This window comes from Pseudomonas sp. AC255, from assembly GCF_979258175.1.
This window is the reverse complement of the sequence record NZ_OZ409841.1, coordinates 3262317-3284809: the sequence shown is the minus strand read 5'-3', so window position 1 is coordinate 3284809 and position 22493 is coordinate 3262317. Positions and strand designations below refer to the sequence as shown.

Here is a 22493-nt window from a genome sequence, read left to right as displayed (position 1 = left end):
AGGGAATGGTGATGAACACAGAAATTGTGAACGCCTTCAGAACCTGTGGGAGCGGGCTTGCCCGCGATAGCGTCAGATCAGGCACCGCAAACCTACTTGAACCGCCGCTCAACGCCTTTTTCCACCAGAATCTTCGCAGAAATCTCCTCGACGGAAAAATGCGTGGAATTGATGTGCGGAATGTTCTCGCGGCGGAACAGGTTCTCCACTTCGCGCACTTCGAATTCGCACTGGGCGTAGCTCGAATAACGGCTGTTGGGCTTGCGCTCGTTGCGGATCGCAGTCAGGCGGTCGGGGTCGATGGTCAGGCCGAACAGCTTGTGCTGATGGGCGCGCAGGGCCGGCGGCAGGGTCAGGCGCTCCATGTCGTCTTCGGTCAGCGGATAGTTGGCCGCGCGGATACCGAACTGCATGGCCATGTACAGACACGTCGGCGTTTTGCCGCATCGCGACACGCCCACTAGTATCAGATCGGCTTTGTCGTAATAGTGGGTGCGCGCGCCGTCATCGTTGTCGAGGGCGAAGTTCACCGCCTCGATGCGCTCCATGTAATTGGAGTTGTGCCCGATGGAATGGGACTTGCCGACGGTGTAGGAAGAGTGCTCGGTAAGCTCCTGTTCGAGCGGCGCGAGGAAAGTCGAGAAAATGTCGATCATGAAACCATTGGACGTTGCGAGAATCTCACGGATGTCCTGATTGACGATGGTGTCGAAGATGATCGGCCGAAAGCCGTCGGTTTCAGCGGCTTTGTTGATTTGTTGTACCATGGCCCGCGCTTTTTCCACGCTGTCGATGTAGGGCCGCGTGAATTTGCTGAAGGTAATGTTTTCGAACTGCGCCAACAGGCTTTGACCCAGGGTTTCGGCGGTAATGCCGGTGCCATCGGAGATGAAGAAAGCAGATCGTTTCATTTGCACCTTGGGCCTTAAGCTGATGAGCATTTCTGGATATGATAGGCGCGATTTGCCGGCCGCCATTGGCCCGCATTCTCACTTATTTTCCAGGTCCAGGCCATACAACCGGCCAAGGCTCCCCGGGCCGCCGGTTTCTGAGCTTTTCCAACACAGTTAGTGGAGAGATCACCTTGGTAGAGTACGTAGTTTCCCTCGATAAGCTCGGCAAACACGATGTTGAGCATGTGGGGGGCAAGAACGCATCCCTGGGCGAGATGATCAGTAACCTGGCAGGCGCCGGTGTTTCGGTCCCCGGCGGCTTCGCCACGACGGCTCAGGCCTATCGTGACTTCCTCGAACTGAGCGGCCTGAACGAGCAGATCCACAAGGCCCTCGACGCGCTTGACGTCGACGACGTCAATGCCCTGGCCAAGACCGGCGCGCAGATCCGCCAATGGATCATGGACGCCGAATTCCCGGAAAAACTGAATGCCGAGATCCGCACCGCGTTCGCCGCGCTGTCGGCGGGCAATCCTGATGTGGCTGTGGCCGTGCGTTCTTCTGCTACCGCCGAAGACCTGCCGGATGCCTCGTTCGCCGGTCAGCAGGAAACCTTCCTGAACATCCGTGGCGTGGAAAACGTAATCCGCGCCGCCAAAGAGGTGTTCGCTTCGCTGTTCAACGACCGTGCGATTTCCTACCGCGTGCACCAGGGCTTCGACCACAAACTGGTCGCCCTGTCGGCTGGCGTGCAGCGCATGGTGCGCTCGGAAACCGGCACCGCCGGCGTGATGTTCACCCTCGATACCGAATCGGGTTTCCGTGACGTGGTGTTCATCACCGGCGCTTACGGCCTGGGCGAAACCGTCGTACAAGGCGCGGTCAACCCGGATGAGTTCTACGTACACAAAGGCACGCTGGAGGCCGGTCGTCCGGCGATCCTGCGTCGCAATCTGGGCAGCAAAGCCATCAAGATGATCTACGGCGACGAGGCCAAGGCCGGTCGTTCGGTCAAGACCGTCGATGTCGACAAGGCCGAACGCGCGCGTTTCTGCCTGACCGACGCCGAAGTCAGCGAGCTGGCCAAGCAGGCGATGATCATCGAGAAGCACTACGGCTGCCCGATGGACATCGAGTGGGCCAAGGACGGTGACGACGGCAAGCTGTACATCGTGCAAGCGCGTCCGGAAACCGTGAAAAGCCGCACCCAGGCCAACGTCATGGAACGTTACCTGCTGAAAGAGACCGGCACCGTGCTGGTGGAAGGCCGGGCGATCGGCCAGCGCATCGGCGCCGGCAAAGTACGGATCATCAAAGACGTCTCGGAAATGGACAAAGTCCAGCCGGGCGACGTGCTGGTTTCCGACATGACCGACCCGGACTGGGAACCAGTGATGAAGCGCGCCAGCGCCATCGTCACCAACCGTGGCGGGCGTACCTGCCACGCGGCGATCATCGCCCGTGAGCTGGGCATTCCGGCGGTGGTCGGTTGCGGTAACGCCACCCAGTTGCTGAAGGATGGCCAGGGCGTGACCGTATCCTGCGCCGAAGGCGACACCGGCTACATTTTCGAAGGCGAACTGGGCTTCGACATCAAGAAGAACTCCGTCGATGCCATGCCGGAGCTGCCGTTCAAGATCATGATGAACGTCGGCAATCCGGATCGCGCCTTCGACTTCGCCCAATTGCCGAACGCCGGCGTTGGTCTGGCGCGTCTGGAATTCATCATCAACCGCATGATCGGCGTGCACCCGAAAGCGCTGTTGAACTACGACGGCCTGCCGCAGGAAATCAAGGACAGCGTCGACAAGCGTATTGCCGGCTACAGCGACCCGGTCGACTTCTACGTCGACAAACTGGTGGAAGGCATCAGCACCCTGGCTGCAGCGTTCACGCCGAAAAAAGTCATCGTGCGTTTGTCGGACTTCAAGTCCAACGAATACGCCAACCTGATCGGCGGCAAGCTCTACGAGCCGGAAGAAGAAAACCCGATGCTGGGCTTCCGTGGTGCTTCGCGTTACATCAGCGAATCGTTCCGCGACTGCTTCGAACTCGAATGCCGCGCGCTGAAACGCGTGCGCAACGAGATGGGCCTGACCAACGTGGAAATCATGGTGCCGTTCGTCCGTACTCTCGGCGAAGCCAGCCAGGTGGTCGATCTGCTCGCCGAGAACGGCTTGAAGCGTGGCGAGAACGGTCTACGCGTGATCATGATGTGCGAGCTGCCATCCAACGCGATTCTGGCTGAGGAATTCCTCGAATTCTTCGACGGTTTCTCGATCGGCTCCAACGACCTGACCCAACTGACGCTGGGTCTGGACCGTGACTCGGGGATCATCGCGCACCTGTTCGACGAACGTAATCCGGCGGTGAAGAAACTGTTGGCCAACGCCATTCAGGCCTGCAACAAGGCTGGCAAGTACATCGGCATCTGCGGTCAGGGTCCTTCGGACCACCCGGATCTGGCCAAGTGGCTGATGGAACAGGGCATCGAGAGCGTGTCGCTGAACCCGGACACCGTGCTGGAAACCTGGTTCTTCCTCGCCGAAGGTCAGGCGCAGGCTTGATCAACATGTGAACGGGCCGCGCCCCTGTAGGAGCGAGCCTGCTCGCGAAGACGGAGCAACATTCACCATGGATGTTGATTGATACACCGCTTTCGCGAGCAGGCTCGCTCCCACATGGGCCGGGCCTTGAGATTGAAGTAGGGCGGGCTCCATCGGATGCCGCCCTTTTTTGTGCAAGAGCATTATGCAAAGCAGCAGCAACCTGTTTCCTGTCGCGCTGATCAGCGCCGAGCGGCGCGGCGATCTGAGCGAAGACGTCTATCGATTGAAACCCGGCAACAGCCCGGACTGGTCCGTAGAGATCGCCGTCACCCGCCTGGGCATGGCCGATGACACGGCGCCACGCGGCGTGCCGGTGATTCTGTTACACGGCAGCTTTTCCAATCGGCGCTTCTGGTTTTCCCCCAAAGGCCTCGGGCTCGGCGCGTATCTGACGCGGCTGGGCTTCGACGTGTGGATTCCGGAAATGCGCGGTCACGGCCTGTCCCAGCGCAACGAAGACTATCGGCGCAACCGCGTGGCCGATTATGCCCGTTACGATCTGCCGGCGATTGCCGCGTTCGTGCGTGAGCAGAGCGGACAGATCCCGCACTGGATCGGCCATTCGCTGGGCGGCATCACCCTGGCGGCGGCGCTCGGTGGCGAGTATCTCGGCGAACCGGCCGTGGCCTCGGCGGCGTTTTTCGGCACCCAGGTCAGCCGCACCTACTGGCCGTTGAAAATCCCACCGGTGGAGTGGGGCGGGCGCTTTATTCTCAAGCGTTTCGCGCAGTTGTCCGGCTCACGCCTCAAACGCGGTCCGGAAGACGAACCGATCGGCCTGGCCATCGAAAGCATGCGCTGGTACGGCTTGTTCGGTCGCTTCGGCGACAAGGACAAGGACTGGTGGGCCGGACTTGCCGAGGTTCAGGTACCGGTGCTGGCGGTGACGGCAGCGGGCGATCATCAGGATCCGGCGTGGGCCTGCCGCAAGCTGTTCGAGCAGATCGGCTCAGAGTGCAAGCAGTTCATCAACCTGGGCCGCGAGCAGGGCTTCTCGGATAATTTCGGCCATGTCGAAATGCTGGTGAGCAAAGCAGCGCAGGCTGAAGTGTGGCCGCTGGTGGCGCGCTGGTTGAAGGATCAGCAGACACCGTTGCTTGCGCAGCCAGCGAATCTGGCCGCCGCAGTGTGAGGGGCGTTCCGTTCAGCCTGGCTTGCGGCTAAGATATGACGCATTGTGCGGTTCTGGTCATATTTCGTGACTGTTTAGCTATTACGTTTCAGGGTTTGTTCAGGTTGCGTCAGCGACCATGGCATGGACTAAGGTAAACAGCGACCGCCGGAACTCGTCTCATCAGAATGCGGCATCCCTTGATCGTCTTCCTTGTTACAGGAGTTTTTCGATGGAACATTACCTTACGCCTGACCTGTGCGACGCCTACCCGGAGCTGGTGCAGGTGCTGGAACCGATGTTCAGCAATTTCGGCGGCCGGGATTCCTTCGGCGGCGAAATCGTGACCATCAAGTGCTTCGAAGACAATTCGCTGGTCAAGGAGCAAGCCGAACTCAACGGCAAAGGCAAAGTGCTGGTGGTTGATGGCGGCGGTTCGCTGCGCCGCGCCCTGCTGGGCGACATGATCGCCGCCAAGGCCGCGCAGAACGGCTGGGAAGGGCTGGTGATCTACGGTTGCATCCGTGACGTCGACGTCATCGCCCAGACCGATCTCGGCGTGCAGGCGCTGGCCAGTCACCCGATGAAAACCGACAAGCGCGGCATTGGCGACCTCAACGTCCCGGTGACTTTCGCAGGCGTAACGTTTCACCCGGGCCAGTACATTTATGCGGACAACAACGGCGTGATCGTTTCGCCGACTCCGCTGAAAATGCCTGAATAAGGTTTTCGACAAGGGATGCGGATGTTCGAGGAAGAAAACGCGCAATGGGGGCTGGTACATGCCCTGGTACTGGACGGCAAGGGCGGTGCGCGTTCGATAGCCAGGACTGAGCTCGACGATTTGCAGCTGCAGGCCCATGAAAGCCTGTGGCTGCACTGGGATCGCAGCCATCCGCAGACCCAAACCTGGCTGCGCAAATCCAGCGGGCTCAACGAATTCACCTGCGATCTGCTGCTGGAAGAGAACACCCGCCCGCGTCTGTTGCCATTGCCCGACTCCGAGCTGCTGCTGTTTCTGCGCGGGGTCAATCTCAACCCGGGCGCCGAGCCGGAAGACATGGTCTCGGTGCGGATTTTCGCCTCCGCTCAGCGGGTGATTTCCCTGCGTTTGCGCCCGTTGCGGGCTACGGATGAGTTGCTGGCGCTGCTGGGGGAGGGCAAAGGTCCGAAAACGTCTTCTGAATTGATGCTGTATCTGGCGCAGTTCCTCACCAATAAAGTGCAGGATCTGGTCACGTGCCTGTCGGAAGTGGTCGATGAAGAGGAAGAAAAACTCGACGCCGACGAACGGTATACGCCCGAGCACGGGGCGATTTTGCACATCCGCCGTAGAGCGGCCGGGCTGAAGCGTTTTCTTGCGCCACAGCGGGATATTTTCGGACAGCTGACGCGGATAAAATTGCCGTGGTTCGTCGAAGACGACGCCGACTACTGGAACGAATTGAACAACAGCCTGACCCGTTATCTGGAAGAGCTCGAATTGACTCGAGAGCGTGTGGGGCTTGTGCTGGAGGCCGAAGACCGGCGTTTGAGCGTGCACATGAATCGCACCATGTACCGCTTCGGCATCATTACCTGCATCTTTTTGCCGATGAGTTTCATCACCGGTCTGCTGGGCATCAATGTCGGCGGTATTCCGTTTGCCGAAAGCCCGTATGGTTTCCTGATTGCCTGCTTAACGGTACTCGCCCTGGCGTTCGGTCAGTGGTGGTTGTTCCGTCGATTGCGCTGGGTGTGAACATGGCGCATGTGACCCGAGCAAATCTGCCCGCGTCTTTCACAGACATCACGAGAGGTGCGTATGCACGATCCGTTTGAACAGTCTTTGCGCGACATGCTCAACGCTTCGCCGTCCAGCCGCGACGACGATGCGTGCCTGGGCCGCGTACTCAAAACCGCCAACCGCCAGGTCGGCGCCGGTGATTTGTTCAGCCTGCTGGGCCGCTGGCTGCCCGCGCTGATGATCGCCCTGAACAATGGCTCGGCGCATGTCTCGCCGGTTTCCCGTCTTCGTAAAACTACCGCTCGCACTGCTGATAAGGCTGATTGAATATGGAACTTGATCTCTGGACTCAGAGCCTCGTCACTGCAATGACTGCGTTGTGGACCAAAGTCGCTAACTTCATTCCGAACCTGTTCGGCGCACTGGTTGTGCTGCTGTTGGGTTTCGTCGTGGCCAAGCTGCTCGACACCTTGCTCTCCAAATTGCTCGCAAAACTGGGCCTTGATCGCCTGATGGGCGGTACCGGGCTGACCAAGCTGATGTCGCGCGCCGGGCTGCAAGTGCCGATCTCGACGCTGATCGGTAAAATCGTCTACTGGTTCGTTCTGCTGATTTTTCTGGTTTCTGCGGCAGAATCCCTTGGCCTCGAGCGAGTTTCAGCTACGCTGGACATGCTGGCGTTGTATCTGCCGAAAGTATTCGGCGCCGCGCTGGTGTTGCTGGTCGGTGTCCTGCTGGCGCAACTGGCCAACGGGCTGGTGCGCGGCGCAGCAGAAGGCGTGGGCCTGGACTACGCTTCGGGGTTGGGGCGGATCGCGCAGGGGCTGGTGATCATCATCAGCATCTCGGTAGCGATCAGCCAGCTCGAGGTCAAGACCGACCTGCTGAACCATGTGATTGTCATCGTATTGATTACCGTTGGTCTGGCAGTTGCGCTGGCCATGGGTTTGGGAAGCCGGGAAATCGCCGGTCAGATTCTTGCGGGAATCTATGTGCGTGAGCTGTACGAGGTTGGGCAACAAGTGCGTGTTGGCGAGGTCGAAGGCCAGATCGAAGAGATCGGCACGGTTAAAACCACATTGCTGACCGATGAGGGTGAGCTAGTCTCTCTCTCCAATCGGATCCTGCTGGAACAGCATGTGAGTAGCCGCTAAACCGGCAAACCCTGCTAATGTATGCCGCCGCAAAATGCCAGCCGAGGCTGGTTGTGGCGGACATTGACCTGACTGTCGGCACGACTTGTTTTGAATAAAGCCCAACCGCTATCCACGCGCTACGACCCCCGCGAGCTCTCTGATGAGGAGTTGGTCGCGCGCTCGCATACCGAGCTGTTTCACGTAACGCGCGCCTACGAAGAGTTGATGCGGCGTTACCAGCGAACATTATTTAACGTCTGCGCGAGATATCTTGGGAACGATCGCGACGCAGACGATGTCTGTCAGGAAGTGATGCTGAAGGTGCTGTACGGCCTGAAGAACTTCGAGGGGAAATCGAAGTTCAAAACCTGGCTTTACAGCATCACTTACAACGAATGCATCACGCAGTATCGGAAGGAACGGCGTAAGCGTCGCTTGATGGACGCTCTCAGTCTGGACCCTCTTGAAGAAGCGTCTGAAGAAAAGGCGCCGAAGCCGGAGGAGAAGGGTGGGCTTGATCGCTGGCTGGTGTATGTGAATCCGATTGACCGCGAAATTCTGGTGCTACGATTTGTCGCAGAGCTGGAGTTTCAGGAGATCGCAGACATCATGCACATGGGTTTGAGTGCGACAAAAATGCGTTACAAACGCGCTCTAGATAAATTGCGTGAGAAATTTGCAGGCATTGCTGAAACTTAGTTCAGCGCAAATATCTCTTACGTGTAGGCAAGTTCTGATAGACTTGCCGCCGAGTTGTCCCCCGGTTTGCGGGACTGCTTCACAATCACCAGATGGGGATTTAACGGATGAAACTGAAAAACACCTTGGGCTTGGCCATTGGTTCTCTGATTGCCGCCACTTCGTTCGGCGCTCTGGCACAAGGCCAAGGCGCAGTTGAAATCGAAGGCTTCGCTAAGAAAGAACAATTCGACAGCGCTCGTAACTTCAAGAACAACGGCAACCTGTTCGGCGGTTCGATCGGTTACTTCCTGACCGACGACGTTGAACTGCGTCTGGGCTACGACGAAGTGCACAACGTACGTGCCGACGATGGCAAGAACGTCAAAGGCGCTAACACCGCTCTGGACGCTCTGTACCACTTCAACAACCCAGGCGACATGATTCGTCCATACGTTTCGGCCGGTTTCTCTGACCAGAGCATCGACCAGAACGGTTCGAACGGTCGTAACCGTTCCACCTTCGCCAACGTTGGCGGCGGTGCCAAGCTGTACTTCACCGAGAACTTCTACGCCCGTGCCGGCGTTGAAGCTCAGTACAACATCGACCAGGGCGACACCGAGTGGGCTCCTAGCGTCGGTATCGGTGTGAACTTCGGTGGCGGCTCCAAGCCAGCTGCTGCTCCAGTTCCAGCACCTGCTGAAGTCTGCTCCGACAGCGACAACGATGGCGTTTGCGACAACGTTGACAAGTGCCCGGACACCCCAGCCAACGTAACCGTTGACGCTGATGGCTGCCCAGCAGTTGCTGAAGTTGTTCGTGTTGAGCTGGACGTGAAATTCGACTTCGACAAGTCGGTAGTCAAGCCTAACAGCTACGGCGACATCAAAAACCTGGCTGACTTCATGAAGCAGTACCCATCCACCACCACTACTGTTGAAGGTCACACTGACTCCGTCGGTCCTGACGCTTACAACCAGAAACTGTCCGAGCGTCGTGCAAACGCCGTTAAGCAAGTTCTGACCAACCAGTACGGTGTTGAATCGTCCCGCGTTCAGTCTGTTGGCTACGGCGAATCCCGCCCAGTTGCTGACAACAAAACTGAAGCTGGCCGCGCTGTAAACCGTCGCGTAGAAGCGCAGGTTGAAGCTCAAGCTAAGTAATTAGCTGCCGCTGATGGAAAAGCCCGGCTCAGGCCGGGCTTTTCTTTGTCTGCGATTTGGCTTCGCCGCTTAAAAGCGCGTGCGCGCGTTACGCCGTGCAGGAGCTGCCGAAGGCTGCGATCTTTTGCTCTTGCACGACACCAGCCACCGCACCAATCACCAGAATCGCCGGGCTCTTCAATTCAAACGCCGAGGCATCCTCAGCCATCGCACTCAGGTCACTGCGACATTCACGCTGATGCGCCAACGAGGCGTTTTCGATCATCGCCACCGGCGTATCCGCCGCCATCCCTCCCGCCAGCAGCTGATCACGAATCTCGCCCAGCTTGGCCACGCCCATGTAAACCACCAGCGTCGTCCCGCCTTGCGCCAGCGCCTGCCAGTTCAACTGGCTGTCATCCTGGGTGTGCGCAGTCACCAACGTTACTCCGCGCGCCACGCCCCGCAACGTCAGCGGAATATCGCACTGCGTCGCCCCGGCCAGCCCGGCGGTAATGCCATTGACCAGTTCCACTTCAACCCCGCGCTCGCGCAACCACTGCGCTTCTTCGCCACCGCGGCCGAAAATGCACGGATCGCCGCCCTTCAGGCGCACTACGCATTTGCCTTGGCGTGCATAACGCAGCATCAGGCGATGAATGAATGCCTGCGGCGTCGAGCGGCAGCCGCCGCGCTTGCCAACGGGAATAACCCGCGCAGTCGGGCAGTGTTCCAGCACGGCGTCGTTGACCAGATCATCGATCATCACCACATCGGCCTCGCGCAACGCCCGCACCGCTTTGAGCGTCAACAACTCCGGATCGCCAGGGCCTGCGCCCACCAGCCAGACTTTCGCATTCATGGTGTTGTCCTCGTTAAATGACCGCGACCGGCCGCGCTTCGGCAGCCAGCAGACGCTTGATTTCCGGCACGCAGGAACCGCATTGAGTACCGCATCGGAGATTGTTTTTCAGGCCTTGCAGATCCAGGCCCTGGCGAATGCCGGCGCAGACTGCGTTGAGGCTGACGTTTTCGCAATTGCACAAGGTCTTGTCGGTGGCGATCGCTCCGACAGTGCCCGGCGGCGCGCTCATCGGCGCGAGCAGCCAGCGCCGCAGTTGTTGGTCGGCGCGGCCCTCCAGCCACAGGCTTTGCAGCCAGTGTTGCGCCAGGGTTTCGCCGGCCAGGCGAATCGCGGTGATACGGCCGTTTTCGATACGCACCCGCTTGCCGATGGCTCGGCGAGGGTCGTCGTAGGCCAGAACCGGGCCATCCAGCAGCGAGAGGCATTGGTCGATCTCGCCCAGCAACTGTGGATCGGGCGCCTCATCGTGTGCAGCGCGTATCAGCAACGCTGGCCGCTCACGACCGACAAGGCTGAGGCTGACGTAGGAAAACGCCTCACACAGCGGCCGTAGCGTCTCGAAATGCCGTTGAACATCACCCTCGATCAAGGCGAACAGTTGCCACGGCAGGTTGACTGCCTCCAGACGCACGCCGCTGTGCTTGAGCTCCGGTTGTTTGGACAGTGGATCAAACGCCGGCAAGGTCAGCGTGTTGACGCCGCCCTTGAGATAGCGATCGCCCCAGTGCATCGGCAGAAACGCCTGGCCCGGACGCACGCTGTCGTCGCTGCCGACCGCAACAATCACCGCGCCACGGCGGCTTTTCAGATTGACCAGATCACCGGGCTGCAAGCGGTGCCGACGCATTTCGTCAGGGTGCAGGCTCAGCACGGCTTCGCTGACGTGGCCGAACAATTGCGCGGCGGTGCCGGTGCGGCTCATGCCGTGCCACTGGTCACGCAGGCGACCGGTGATCAAAGTCAGCGGGAAGCGCGCGTCGCGTTGTTCCTTGGCGGCGCGGTACGGATCGGCAATGAATTGCGCGCGGCCGCTAGCCGTAGGAAAGACGCCGTCTTCGTAGAGTCTTGTAGTGCCTCGCCGGGCGCCGGCAGGGAAGGGCCATTGCTGCGGACCGATCTCGTCGATCAAGGCATGACTGATTCCGCACAGATCCAGGTCTCGCCCACGGGTCAGCGCTTTGAATTCATCAAACAACTGCGAAGGTTGATCGAAAGCGAACAGGCTCGGCTGCCTGGGGCGCAGACGTTTCTCCAGACGCTGTGCGAAATCCACCGTGATTGCCCAGTCCGGCCGCGCTTCGCCCGGTGCGACAACCGCTTTGCGCACGTGGGAAATGCGCCGTTCGGAGTTGGTCACCGAACCTTCTTTCTCGCCCCAACTGGCGGCGGGTAACAGCAGGTCCGCAAACGCAGCGGTTTCGGTGGTGCGAAAGGCTTCCTGCAACACTACAAAAGGGCAGGCCTCAAGCGCTGCGCGTACTGCGCTCTGATCAGGCATCGATTGCGCCGGGTTGGTACAGGCGATCCACAGCGCTTTGATCTTGCCGCTGCGCAGGCTTTCGAACAGCTCGATGGCGCTCAGGCCCGGCGCCTCGGGCAAGCTCTCGACGCCCCAGTACGCCGCCACCTCGGCGCGATGTTCCGCATTGCCGGCATCGCGATGGCCCGGTAGCAGATTGGACAGACTGCCGGTTTCCCGCCCGCCCATGGCGTTTGGCTGACCCGTCAGGGAGAAGGTCCAGCACCGGGCCGGCCAATTTGCCCGGTGGCCAGGTGCAGATTGATCAGCGCACTGTTTTTTGCGCTGCCGGCGGTGGACTGATTCAGGCCCATGCACCACAGCGACAGGAAGCTCGGCGCAGTGCCGACCCATTCTGCGCATTGCTGCAGTTGCTCGATGCTGATGCCGCACAGTTGCGAAACCATTTGCGGGGTGTAATCGCGCACAAGGGTTTTGAGTTCGGCGAGGCCTTCGGTGTGCGCCTTGATGAAATCGCGATCAATCCAGTCTTCCCACAACAGCAGATGCAAAATCCCATGGAACAAAGCGACATCGGTGCCCGGAAGAATCGCCAGGTGCAGGTCAGCCAAATCGCAGGTATCGGTGCGACGCGGGTCGATCACGATGACTTTCATCTGCGGGCGACGGGATTTGGCTTCCTCCAGTCGACGGAAAAGTACCGGATGGGCGTAGGCCATGTTACTGCCGACGATCATCACGCAGTCGCTGAGCTCCAGGTCTTCGTAACTGCACGGCGGCGCGTCGGCGCCGAGGCTGCGTTTGTAGCCGACCACCGCCGAGGACATGCACAGCCGCGAATTGCTGTCGATGTTGTTGGTGCCGACCAGCGCCCGCGCCAGTTTGTTGAAGGCGTAGTAGTCCTCGGTGAGCAACTGCCCGGAGATGTAGAACGCCACGCTGTCCGGGCCGTGTTCGGCGATGGTTTCGGCAAACACGTTGGTCGCGTGGTCGAGGGCGGTATCCCAGTCAGTACGGCTGCGCGCCAGGCCTTTGCCCAGGCGCAGTTCCGGGTACAAGGCGCGGGCGGCGAGGTCGCCGGTCAGGTGCAGCGTCGAGCCTTTGCTGCACAGTTTGCCGAAGTTGGCCGGGTGCGCCGGATCGCCGCTGACGCCGAGGATGCGCTCGCCGTCATGCTCGATCAGTACGCCGCAGCCGACCCCGCAGTAACAGCAGGTCGAGGCGGTCGTCTGGCGGTTCATCAGATGGCGTCCCGCAGGGCCAGTTGCACCCGGCCATTCTCGACCCGCGCCGGATGATGGTGCGCACAGCCGATGTCCGGCGCCTGGGCTTCGCCGGTTTCGAGGTCGATCTGCCAGTTATGCAGCGGGCAGGCCACGCGCTTGCCATAGATCAGACCTTGCGACAGCGGGCCGCCCTTGTGCGGGCAGCGGTCATCGAGTGCGAAAACCTCGTCGTCGCTTGTACGAAAAATCGCGATGTCTCCTTTCGGCCCGGCAATGATCCGCGAACCGAGGGCGTTGATCTCTTCCAGCGCACAGATATCGAGCCAGTTCATGCCGGCACCTCCAGGTTTTTCACGGGAATCACGTCGAATTCTTTCTTAAGTTGCGGCTGCGCCAGGCGCTCTTTCCATGGGTCCTGTTCGAACGACAGGGAGAATTGCAGGCGCTCGTTCAAGGCCTTGCGCCGCTCGGCGTCTTCGAGCACGTTCTTCTTGATGTGCTCCATGCCGACCCGTTGCAGGTAGTGCACGGTGCGTTCGAGGTAGAAGGCTTCTTCGCGGTAGAGCTGGAGGAACGCGCCGTTGTATTCGCGGACTTCTTCGGCAGTCTTGAGCTTGACGAAGAACTCGGCGACTTCGGTCTTGATCCCGCCGTTGCCACCGATGTACATCTCCCAGCCGGAGTCGACGCCGATAATTCCTACGTCCTTGATGCCCGCTTCCGAGCAGTTGCGTGGGCAACCGGACACCGCCAGCTTCACCTTGTGCGGCGACCACATGTTGAACAGGTCGTGCTCGAGTTCGATGCCCAGTTGCGTCGAGTTCTGCGTGCCGAAGCGGCAGAACTCGCTGCCAACGCAGGTTTTCACCGTGCGGATGGATTTGCCGTAGGCGTGGCCGGACGGCATGTCGAGGTCTTTCCAGACGCCGGGCAGATCCTGTTTCTTGATCCCCAGCAAGTCGATGCGCTGACCGCCGGTGACCTTGACCATCGGCACGTTGTACTTGTCGGCCACATCGGCGATCCGCCGCAGTTCCGACGGATTGGTCACGCCGCCCCACATGCGCGGCACCACCGAATAGGTGCCGTCCTTCTGGATGTTGGCGTGGGCGCGTTCGTTGATCAGACGCGATTGCGGGTCGTCCTTGGCTTCGCCCGGCCAGGTGGAAATCAGGTAGTAGTTGAGCGCCGGGCGACAGGTCGCGCAGCCATTGGGCGTGCGCCAGTTCAGGTAGCTCATGGTCTCGGCGATGGTCAGCAGGTGTTCCTGACGGATCGCCTGACGAATCTGCCCGTGGTTGAGGTCGCTGCAACCGCAGATGGCTTTTTCGCTTTTCGGTTTGACGTCCGCCGCGCCGCCCACGGTATTGATCAGAATTTGCTCGACCAGACCGGCGCAGGAACCGCAGGAGCTGGCAGCCTTGGTGTGTTTCTTCACTTCATCGACGCTGAACAGGCCGTGTTCCTGAATCGCCTTGACGATGGTGCCCTTGCACACACCGTTGCAGCCGCAGACTTCGGCGCTGTCGGCCATGACCATGGCTTTGTCCTGGCCCTGATGTCCTACGTCGCCTAAGGCGTTTTCGCCGAACATGAGGTGATCGCGGATTTCGCCGATGGCGTGATTCTCACGAATCTGCCGGAAATACCAACCGCCATCTGCCGTATCGCCGTACAGACAGGCGCCGACCAGCACGTCATCCTTGATCACCAGTTTTTTGTACACGCCGCCGATCGGGTCGGAGAGGGTGATGGTCTCGGTGCCTTCGCCGCCCATGAAATCGCCGGCGGAGAACAGGTCGATGCCGGTGACTTTCAATTTGGTCGAGGTCACTGAACCCTGATAGCGAGCGAAACCCAGTTGCGCGAGGTGATTGGCGCAGACCTTGGCTTGTTCGAACAGCGGCGCGACCAGACCGTAGGCGATGCCGCGATGGCTGGCGCATTCGCCGATTGCGTAGATGCGCGGGTCGTAGGTTTGCAGGGTGTCATTGACCAGAATCCCGCGATTGCACGGAATGCCGGCCTTTTCTGCCAGTTCAGTGTTGGGACGGATGCCGGCGGCCATCACCACCAGATCGGCAGGGATGATGTCGCCGTTCTTGAACTGCACCGAGCCGACCCGGCCATTGCCGGCGTCGTGCAGGGCTTGGGTCTGTTCGCACAGGCGAAAATGCAGGCCACGGGATTCCAGCGCCGATTGCAGAAGCTGGCCGCTGGTCTTGTCCAGTTGCCGCTCCAGCAGCCATTCGCCGAGGTGCACCACGGTCACGTGCATGCCGCGCAGCATCAGGCCGTTGGCCGCTTCGAGGCCGAGCAGACCGCCGCCGATGACCACGGCGTGCTTGTGGGTCCTGGCGGTGTCGATCATGGCCTGGGTGTCGGCGATGTCGCGGTAACCGATCACGCCCTGCAAAGTGTTGCCGGGGATTGGCAGGATGAACGGGGTCGAGCCGGTGGCGATCAGCAGGCGATCGTACTCGGCCTCGGTGCCGTCCTCGGCAATCACTCGGCGTTTGACCCGGTCGATCTCCACCACTTTGCGGTTGAGCAGCAATTTGATGTTGTTTTCCAGGTACCAGTCGAGGTCGTTGAGCACGATCTCTTCGAAGGTCTGCTCACCGGCTAGCACCGGCGACAGCAGGATGCGGTTGTAGTTGGTGTGCGGTTCGGCGCCGAAGACGGTGATGTCGTAGAGCTCGTCGCTCAGCTTGAGCAGTTCTTCCAGGGTACGCACCCCGGCCATGCCATTGCCGATCATCACCAGTTTGAGTTTTTTCATCAGGTTCTCCGGGAGCTGCGGCTGGCCTCTGGTGGGCCGTCGGGCCTTGCTCGACAAATTTTGCGCAAACAAAAAAAGGCGTCCCGCTAGTTGCCTAGCGAGGACGCCTTTGTCCTGGTCCCGTTCTCTCGGGAAGCGCAGCCTTCGTCGTTGAAGGTTGGGCTTTATGTATGGTGAAAAGGGTAATGCAGTGGTTGTGCCAACTTGTTATGGCGCCGCAATTGCTGGTTTTTTTGCCCGATTGGAGCTGGCTCGATGCACTTTCTCGAGGCGTGTTGCGCTTTTTGGAGCGCAGGATCAAAAGATCGCAGCCTTCGGCAGCTCCTACAGGTGTACGCAACCAACTGTAGGAGCTGCCGAAGGCTGCGATCTTTTCAGGGCTGATGAAACAACAAAACCAGCAGCACCACATTACCCATCAATGCCAGAAGCGCCATCGTCCGCCAGACCTTCAACGGCTCCCGCTCCAACAAAGGCCGGGGCCGCACACTCAAACTTTGCCGCTCACCCTGTTCCAGCACTAGCAGCCACTCTTCAGCGGTTTCGAAGCGTTGCTGCGGATCGGCGGCAACGCCACGTTCCAGACTTTGCGCCAGCCAGTCCGGCAAGTCCGGGCGATAGCGACTGGCACTCACCGGCACGCCGAATCGGGGCCGCTGAAACGCTTCGATCTCGCCATAGGGGAAATGCCCGGTGAGCAGGTAATAGAGAGTGACGCCGACTGAATACAAATCCTGCTGCGCATTCGGTGGTTCGCCACGAAACGCTTCGGGGGCGATAAAGCTTGGCGTTCCCGGCAGCGTCGCCGGCGCGTCCTCCGACAGCCCGGGGCAGTAAGCCAGACCGAAATCCAGCAGGCGCAGCTCGCCGTCATCCCCCAGCAACAGATTTTCCGGTTTGATGTCGCGATGCAGAATCTGCCGTCGATGCAGCAACCCGACCGCGCGCAACAGCCGCTCGGCGATGTCCTGCCACTGCGCCAAAGGCAACAGGCCGCTGTGTTGAAACACGTCGGCCAGCGTCGTCCCGGCGTATTCGCGCATGACGTAATACAAATGCTGACGCTGAGTGCAGGCATGGATTTGCGGAAAATGCCGGCCGGCCACGCGCTTGAGAAACCATTCCTCGGACAGCAGCGCCTGCCCGGCTTGCGGGTCGTCGGCCAAGCGCGTCGGCAAGGTCTTCAACAGCCAAGGCTGGCCCTGACTATCGAGCACGCGATACAGCAATGATTGCTGGCTCTGGCCGATGATGCCTTGCACCTGCCAGCCTTCAAACGCTTGCCCGGGTTTCAGCGTTGGCGGCAGTGGCCATTGCTGCAATTGCACCAGCGCATCGCCGATGCTCGCTTCGCCCAGCGCATCGACGCGCACCAGCAGGGCACTGGCGTTGTCCTGACTGCCGGCCAGATGCGCGGCGTTGACCAAGGTTTGCGCCGCGCTGTGCAGATCCACTTGATCGCGCAGAATCGCCGCGATCGCGGTATCGCCCAAGGTCGACCAGACGCCGTCGCTGAGCAGCACGAAGCTTTCGCCCTCACGCAGTTCGCCGTCGAGGAAATCCAGGACCAGATGCTGATCGAGCCCGAGCGCACGTTTGAGCACGTGTTGCATGCCCGGTTGCTCCCAGACGTGATCCTCGCTGATGCGCTGCAAGCGCTCGGCGTGCCAGCGATAGACCCGGCAATCGCCGACGTGGGCGAGGGTGAAGCGCCGACCGCGCATCACCAGCGCGCTGACCGTGGTCAGCAGCGGTTGCCCGCCGCCGTTGGCCTGCAGCCAGCGATTTTGCGCGAGCAGCAGGCGATCCAGCGCCTGGGCCACGCTCCAGGTTTCCGGCGTGGCGTAGTAGTCCAGCGCCAGGGCCTGCAAGGTCGAACGCGCGGCGAGGCCGCCATCGGCGCACTGGCTGACGCCGTCGGCGATGGCGAAAAGATAACCCTTGCTCACCGCCAGTGCCGGCGCCGGTGTCACTGAACGCAGGGCGTCCTGATTCTCCGCGCGCGGGCCGGTGGCGCTGGCTTCGGCGAAGCTCAGTTGCAGGGCCATTGAGGCCTCAGACCCGCGCCGCTGTCACCGCCGCCGAGCCCCAGGTGGTTCTCCAGCGACGCTTGACGCCGTGCAGGCCAAACCATGCCAGCACGCCGAGGCTGGCGAACAACCACAGCGCCAATTGATAACTGCCGGTGCTTTGCTTGATCGCGCCCATACCGGCCGCCAGGGCGAAGCCGCCAATTCCGCCGGCCATGCCGATCAGCCCGGTCATCACGCCGATCTCCAGACGAAAACGCTGCGGCACCAGTTGGAAAACCGCACCGTTGCCGGCGCCCAAGCCGAGCATGGTGCAGACGAAAAGCGCCAGCGCCGCGTAGGAACTTGGCAGATTGAAGCCCACCGCTGCGATGCAGATGGCAGCGACGGTGTACATCGCCAGCAAGGTGCGGATGCCGCCGAAGCGATCGGCCAGCGCGCCACCCAATGGCCGCATCAGGCTGCCGCCGAACACGCAGGCAGCGGTGTAGTAACCGGCGGTTACCGGGCTCAGACCGTATTGATCGTTGAAGTAACCGGGCAGGGCACTCGCCAGGCCGATGAAACCGCCGAAGGTGACGCTGTAGAAAAACATGAACCACCAACTGTCGCGATCACCGAGGGCCTTGAAGTAGTCGGCCATGGCTTTCGGCTTTGGCCGCTGCGGGGCGTTTTTTGCCAACAGTGCGAACAGCACCAAGGTCAAAACCAGCGGGATCAGGGCGAAACCGAAGACATTGCTCCAGCCGAACGCGGCGGCAATCACTGGCGCCAGCAGCGCGGCGAACACGGTGCCGGAGTTGCCCGCACCGGCGATGCCCATGGCTTTGCCTTGGTGCTCTGGCGGATACCATTGCGAGGCCAGCGGCAGGGCCACGGCGAACGACGCGCCGGCCATACCAAGGAACAGGCCGAGGATCAGCGCCTGTTCATAACTGTGGATGCCCAGTTTCCAGGCGTCGAACAGCGCGCAGATGACGATGACCTGGCCGATCAGTCCGGCGGTCTTGGGCGACAAGCGATCGGCGAGCATGCCCATGGCGAAGCGCAACACCGCGCCGGCGAGAATCGGCGTGGCGACGACGAGGCCGCGTTGCTGGGTGGTCAGGTGCAGGTCGGCGGCAATCTGCACCGCCAGCGGGCCGAGCAGGTACCAGACCATGAAGCTCAGGTCGAAATACAGAAAGGCCGCGAACAGGGTCGGGGTATGGCCGGATTTCCAGAAGCTTGAATTCATCGCGCACCTCGGCTGAAAAGAGTCTCGAAAGGAGTCATGCACAGCAGGTGGAGCGCCTCACGGCCGCACCACCGGCCCCGTTCTGTGGGGCCAAAACGCAAAAACGCCGCTACCTGATTCGCCGGGGGGCGAACGGGGTGAGCGACGTCTTTGTCGTAGGTGGGGCAACCGCCGTTGGTTACCTGTGCGGTTTACTTAGCGAGATTTGTGCCAACAGCTGAAAAGCAAAAGCCCCTCACCCTAGCCCTCTCCCAGAGGGAGAGGGAACCGAGCGGGGGATGGCCGAATCATTTGCCGATCTGAACGATTTCGAGTGAATCCATAATCGACTCGGTCGTTCAGGTCGGCGGACAGCGCAAGACAACGCGGTCGGTCCCCTCTCCCTCCGGGAGTGTATGTACCGGACACATGGTGGACAGGTGTTCGGAGACATGGTGGACACTTTTTAATAGGCACATTGCTCATCATCAAGGAAATGACCTGTGTCCTGGCAAGAGGCATCCACCATGCAACTTCGTACAGAGTTTGTGCATTTGGCTCGGCAAGAAGGGGTGAATATTCGGCAGCTTTGCCGTCGATTCAATATCAGCCCAAGTACTGCCTACAAATGGCTCAACAGGTTTGAAACCTCGGGTGCAGAGGGTTTGCACGATCAGTCCCGGCGACCAAAAACATCACCCAAACGTTGTGCTGATGAGGTTGAGCAGCAAATTTTGACCATGAGTCAGCAATACGAGGCTTGGGGCGCCCGCAAGCTCAAGCGCGTGCTGGAAGATGAAGGCGCTGTGATGCCCTCCGTCAGCACGGTGCATGCGGTTTTGCAGCGTCATTCGCGTGTTGATCCAAAGGCTGCCGAGATCAAACCATTTATCCGCTTTGAGCACGAAGCGCCTAACGATCTATGGCAGATCGACTTCAAGGGACATTTCAGTCTGAGCCACGGACGTTGTCATCCATTCACAGCCCTGGATGATCACTCACGCTTTTCGCTGTGCATTGCCGCATGTGCCAATGAACAGCGCCAAACGGTACAGGACCATCTAATCCGGTCGTTTCGACGCTACGGCCTGCCGTTGCGCATGACGATGGACAACGGCTCGCCATGGGGCGATCAGACAGGCGTTTACACCGCGCTGGAAGTCTGGCTGATGAGCCAGGGCATCAAGGTCGGCCACTCCCGGCCTTATCACCCGCAGACTCAGGGAAAACTGGAGCGCTTCCACCGCAGCCTGAAAAATGAAGTCCTGCAAGGCCGGTTTTTCACCGATCTCGACGACGCACAACGGGCGTTTGATACCTGGCGCGACATCTACAACCAGAAACGCCCTCATCAGGCGCTGGGCATGGCGGTGCCGGCGACTCGTTACAGTGGCAGCCCACGGGAATATCAGGAGCAACCGGCGGAGCCGGAGTACAACGACGCAGATGTGGTCAGGAAGGTACAGGTGGGAGGCGAAATCTTCTGGAGGAATCGGGAATACAAGATCGGAAAGGCTTTTTATGGCAGGTGCATAGCGATCAGGGAGACGACGGAGGACGGCATCCACGATGTCTACTGGAGTAGACATCGTGTCGCTCGAATCGACTTGAACTTGCAGATCGTGACGGCAGGTAAGAAGATCTAAAACCGTCCACCATGTCTCCGAACATGTGTCCACCATGTCCCCGGTACATACAGGGAGAGGGCTAGGGTGAGGGGCTCTTGATTTGCAGCGAAAATTTCAGCCCAGCAACTCACTCATGGCAATGATCTGCTCCGCCACCTGAATCAGCTTCTGCTGGCGGCTCATCGCCTGGCGGCGCATCAGCGTGTAGGCCTGTTCCTCGTTGCAATCCTTCATCTTCATCAATAAACCCTTGGCCAGTTCGATGCGCTTGCGCTCGGCCAGTTGCTGGTCACGGGCCTGCAATTGCGCGCGCAAGGCCTGGTCACTCTCGAAGCGCGCCATCGCCACGTCGAGAATCGGCTGCAACCGTTGTGCGTGAATGCCTTCGACGATGTAGGCACTGACCCCGGACTTGATCGCCTGACGCATCACCCCCGGGTCATGTTCGTCGGTAAACATCACGATCGGCCGGGGCTGGTCGCGGCTGACCAGTACCACTTGCTCCATGACATCGCGGCTCGGTGACTCGGTATCGATCAGGATCACGTCCGGGCGCACCGTTTCGACGCGCGCCGGTAGATCGATGGTCAGGCCGGACTCGTCGATTACCTCGAAGCCGGCCTCTGTCAGCGCCGCTTTCAGGCGTCCGACTTTTTTCGCGGTGTCGTTGATCAGCAGAATGCGCAACATGTTCGCGGTCTCCTGTCAGCGCTGGGCGAGAAGGGGGCGGTGTCGCTCAGGGCATGCAGTTTGAAACTGCGCGCATAACCCGCCGGGTCGCTGCCGTCCCAGACCTTGCCGTCGAGCAACTGGCTGCTGCGCAGGTCTGCGTACGAAGTCGCAACACCGACAGCGCTGGCGGCCTCGCGATACAGATCCAGACGCTGAACCTGGCGGGCTACGGCCAGATAATCCGGATCCTCGCGCAACAGACCCCAGCGACGAAACTGGGTCATGAACCACATGCCGTCGGAGAGGTACGGCAGATTGACCTCGCCACCGCCGTGAAAACGCAGCGCATGCGGGTCCTGCCAGCGATTGCCGAGGCCGTCGGCGTAGTCGCCCATGAAACGCGGCTCGATGCAGGCGGCGGGGGTGTCGAGGTATTCGGTGGCGCTGAGCAATTGCGCGGTACTGCGGCGGTTTTCCGGGCTTTCTTCGATGAAGCGGCTGGCCTCAAGAATGGCCATGACCAGCGCCCGCGCGGTGTTGGGGTATTGCTCGACAAATTCGCGGGTGCAGCCGAGGACTTTTTCCGGATGGTCGGGCCAGATGCTCTGGCTGGTCGCCAGGGTGAAACCGAGATTCTGCTGCACGGCGCTGGCCGCCCACGGTTCGCCGACGCAAAAGCCGTCGATGCGCCCGGCTTGCAGGTGCGCAACCATTTGCGGCGGCGGCACCACCACGCTGTCGACGTCCTGCAACGGATGAATGCCCTGGCTCGCCAGCCAGTAATAAAGCCACATCGCATGGGTGCCGGTGGGGAAGGTCTGGGCGAAGGTCAGTTTTGCGCGGCTTTGGTGCACATGCTGATCGAGCGCTTCAGGACTGTTCACGCCAGCCTGTTGCAAACCATGGGACAGGTTCAGGCTCTGGCCATTCTGGTTCAGGCCCATCAGCACTGCCATGTCGGTCGGGGCGACGCCGCCGATGCCCAGGTGCACCGCGTAAATCAGTCCGTACAGGCTGTGCGCGGCATCCAGTTCGCCGCTGACCAGTTTGTCGCGCAGGTTGGCCCATGAGGCCTGACGTTTGAGGTTCAGCGTCAGGCCGTAGGGCTGGGCGAAGCCCTGGGTGGCGGCGACCACCACCGAGGCGCAGTCGCTCAGCGCCATGAAGCCGAGATTGATCGCGCTCTTCTCCGGCGCATCGCTGCCATTGACCCAGGCCAGAGGCCCCAAGGACGTTTCGTTCATACGCTACCTCAAAAAACGTCGTCCCGGATTCTGCGCAGGCAAAACCCGGGGACGA

The 22493-nt window shown here is 60.4% G+C and carries 17 protein-coding genes and 1 pseudogene; 9 read left to right on the top strand and 9 right to left on the bottom strand.

Annotated features, from left to right (window positions below; all coding sequences use genetic code 11):
- Window positions 1-92 precede the first annotated feature (92 nt).
- Window positions 93-911, bottom strand: coding sequence for a posphoenolpyruvate synthetase regulatory kinase/phosphorylase PpsR (ppsR, locus tag ACZZ0K_RS14850; protein WP_252879745.1), 819 nt, complete (start codon window positions 909-911; stop codon window positions 93-95).
- 173 nt (window positions 912-1084) lie between these two features.
- On the opposite strand from ppsR, the gene ppsA reads away from it, so the two are divergent.
- The 8 genes from ppsA to ACZZ0K_RS14810 all read left to right on the top strand — a co-directional run bounded on the left by ppsA (window position 1085) and on the right by ACZZ0K_RS14810 (window position 9316).
- Window positions 1085-3460, top strand: a complete 2376-nt coding sequence (gene ppsA, locus ACZZ0K_RS14845) for a phosphoenolpyruvate synthase (protein WP_041479139.1) — start codon at window positions 1085-1087, stop codon at window positions 3458-3460.
- Between the two features lie 184 nt (window positions 3461-3644).
- Window positions 3645-4634 (top strand): alpha/beta fold hydrolase, encoded by a 990-nt coding sequence (locus ACZZ0K_RS14840; protein WP_252879746.1) that lies wholly within the window; start codon window positions 3645-3647, stop codon window positions 4632-4634.
- Between the two features lie 211 nt (window positions 4635-4845).
- Window positions 4846-5337 (top strand): ribonuclease E activity regulator RraA, encoded by a 492-nt coding sequence (gene rraA, locus ACZZ0K_RS14835; protein ID WP_039762996.1) that lies wholly within the window; start codon window positions 4846-4848, stop codon window positions 5335-5337.
- Between the two features lie 21 nt (window positions 5338-5358).
- Window positions 5359-6354, top strand: coding sequence for a zinc transporter ZntB (locus tag ACZZ0K_RS14830; RefSeq protein WP_016773830.1), 996 nt, complete (start codon window positions 5359-5361; stop codon window positions 6352-6354).
- A gap of 63 nt (window positions 6355-6417) precedes the next feature.
- Window positions 6418-6666: a hypothetical protein gene (locus ACZZ0K_RS14825; protein WP_003223293.1), complete on the top strand. Its 249-nt coding sequence runs from the start codon at window positions 6418-6420 to the stop codon at window positions 6664-6666.
- A gap of 2 nt (window positions 6667-6668) precedes the next feature.
- Entirely contained in the window at window positions 6669-7493 is an 825-nt protein-coding gene (locus tag ACZZ0K_RS14820; RefSeq protein WP_016773831.1) for a mechanosensitive ion channel family protein, read from the top strand.
- 90 nt (window positions 7494-7583) lie between these two features.
- Complete coding sequence (sigX, locus tag ACZZ0K_RS14815) at window positions 7584-8174, top strand: RNA polymerase sigma factor SigX (protein ID WP_016773832.1); 591 nt, start codon at window positions 7584-7586, stop codon at window positions 8172-8174.
- Window positions 8175-8281: 107 nt separating this feature from the next.
- Complete coding sequence (locus ACZZ0K_RS14810) at window positions 8282-9316, top strand: OmpA family protein (RefSeq protein ID WP_039762998.1); 1035 nt, start codon at window positions 8282-8284, stop codon at window positions 9314-9316.
- An 88-nt stretch (window positions 9317-9404) separates the two neighbouring features.
- On the opposite strand, the gene cobA is transcribed toward ACZZ0K_RS14810, so the two are convergent.
- From cobA to ACZZ0K_RS14780, 6 genes and pseudogenes are all read right to left on the bottom strand, one after another.
- A complete protein-coding gene (cobA, locus tag ACZZ0K_RS14805) occupies window positions 9405-10157 on the bottom strand; it encodes a uroporphyrinogen-III C-methyltransferase (RefSeq protein WP_258707837.1) in 753 nt (250 codons plus the stop codon).
- Between the two features lie 13 nt (window positions 10158-10170).
- Window positions 10171-12881 (bottom strand): annotated as a pseudogene (locus ACZZ0K_RS14800) (nitrate reductase).
- Window positions 12881-13198, bottom strand: a complete 318-nt coding sequence (gene nirD, locus ACZZ0K_RS14795; protein WP_016773836.1) for a nitrite reductase small subunit NirD — start codon at window positions 13196-13198, stop codon at window positions 12881-12883. The pseudogene ACZZ0K_RS14800 and the gene nirD overlap by 1 nt, the downstream one beginning before the upstream one ends.
- Window positions 13195-15648 carry a nitrite reductase large subunit NirB gene (gene nirB, locus ACZZ0K_RS14790; RefSeq protein ID WP_016773837.1) on the bottom strand — a complete coding sequence of 818 codons (2454 nt, stop codon included), beginning with the start codon at window positions 15646-15648 and terminating at the stop codon, window positions 13195-13197. The genes nirD and nirB overlap by 4 nt, the downstream gene beginning before the upstream one ends.
- A gap of 374 nt (window positions 15649-16022) precedes the next feature.
- Complete coding sequence (locus ACZZ0K_RS14785; protein ID WP_258707839.1) at window positions 16023-17696, bottom strand: bifunctional protein-serine/threonine kinase/phosphatase; 1674 nt, start codon at window positions 17694-17696, stop codon at window positions 16023-16025.
- Window positions 17697-17703: 7 nt separating this feature from the next.
- On the bottom strand, window positions 17704-18915 hold the full coding sequence (locus ACZZ0K_RS14780; protein ID WP_463559159.1) for a nitrate/nitrite transporter: 1212 nt from the start codon (window positions 18913-18915) through the stop codon (window positions 17704-17706).
- A gap of 482 nt (window positions 18916-19397) precedes the next feature.
- On the opposite strand from ACZZ0K_RS14780, the gene ACZZ0K_RS14775 reads away from it, so the two are divergent.
- Window positions 19398-20540: an IS481 family transposase gene (locus tag ACZZ0K_RS14775; RefSeq protein WP_122740574.1), complete on the top strand. Its 1143-nt coding sequence runs from the start codon at window positions 19398-19400 to the stop codon at window positions 20538-20540.
- A 96-nt stretch (window positions 20541-20636) separates the two neighbouring features.
- Here ACZZ0K_RS14775 and ACZZ0K_RS14770 read toward each other — a convergent pair whose 3' ends face one another.
- Window positions 20637-21212, bottom strand: a complete 576-nt coding sequence (locus tag ACZZ0K_RS14770; RefSeq protein ID WP_056784167.1) for an ANTAR domain-containing response regulator — start codon at window positions 21210-21212, stop codon at window positions 20637-20639.
- Window positions 21194-22438: a CmpA/NrtA family ABC transporter substrate-binding protein gene (locus tag ACZZ0K_RS14765; protein ID WP_463559158.1), complete on the bottom strand. Its 1245-nt coding sequence runs from the start codon at window positions 22436-22438 to the stop codon at window positions 21194-21196. The genes ACZZ0K_RS14770 and ACZZ0K_RS14765 overlap by 19 nt, the downstream gene beginning before the upstream one ends.
- Between the last annotated feature and the right edge of the window lie 55 nt (window positions 22439-22493).

Bases quoted from the DNA above. Each gene is read 5' to 3' on its own strand.
- ppsR (WP_252879745.1), bottom strand. From the start codon at position 911: ATGAAACGATCTGCTTTCTTCATCTCCGATGGCACCGGCATTACCGCC.
- ACZZ0K_RS14840 (WP_252879746.1), top strand. From the start codon at position 3,645: ATGCAAAGCAGCAGCAACCTGTTTCCTGTCGCGCTGATCAGCGCCGAG.
- rraA (WP_039762996.1), top strand. From the start codon at position 4,846: ATGGAACATTACCTTACGCCTGACCTGTGCGACGCCTACCCGGAGCTG.
- ACZZ0K_RS14830 (WP_016773830.1), top strand. From the start codon at position 5,359: ATGTTCGAGGAAGAAAACGCGCAATGGGGGCTGGTACATGCCCTGGTA.
- ACZZ0K_RS14825 (WP_003223293.1), top strand. From the start codon at position 6,418: ATGCACGATCCGTTTGAACAGTCTTTGCGCGACATGCTCAACGCTTCG.
- ACZZ0K_RS14820 (WP_016773831.1), top strand. From the start codon at position 6,669: ATGGAACTTGATCTCTGGACTCAGAGCCTCGTCACTGCAATGACTGCG.
- ACZZ0K_RS14810 (WP_039762998.1), top strand. From the start codon at position 8,282: ATGAAACTGAAAAACACCTTGGGCTTGGCCATTGGTTCTCTGATTGCC.
- cobA (WP_258707837.1), bottom strand. From the start codon at position 10,157: ATGAATGCGAAAGTCTGGCTGGTGGGCGCAGGCCCTGGCGATCCGGAG.
- nirD (WP_016773836.1), bottom strand. From the start codon at position 13,198: ATGAACTGGCTCGATATCTGTGCGCTGGAAGAGATCAACGCCCTCGGT.
- nirB (WP_016773837.1), bottom strand. From the start codon at position 15,648: ATGAAAAAACTCAAACTGGTGATGATCGGCAATGGCATGGCCGGGGTG.
- ACZZ0K_RS14785 (WP_258707839.1), bottom strand. From the start codon at position 17,696: ATGGCCCTGCAACTGAGCTTCGCCGAAGCCAGCGCCACCGGCCCGCGC.
- ACZZ0K_RS14780 (WP_463559159.1), bottom strand. From the start codon at position 18,915: ATGAATTCAAGCTTCTGGAAATCCGGCCATACCCCGACCCTGTTCGCG.
- ACZZ0K_RS14770 (WP_056784167.1), bottom strand. From the start codon at position 21,212: ATGTTGCGCATTCTGCTGATCAACGACACCGCGAAAAAAGTCGGACGC.
- ACZZ0K_RS14765 (WP_463559158.1), bottom strand. From the start codon at position 22,438: ATGAACGAAACGTCCTTGGGGCCTCTGGCCTGGGTCAATGGCAGCGAT.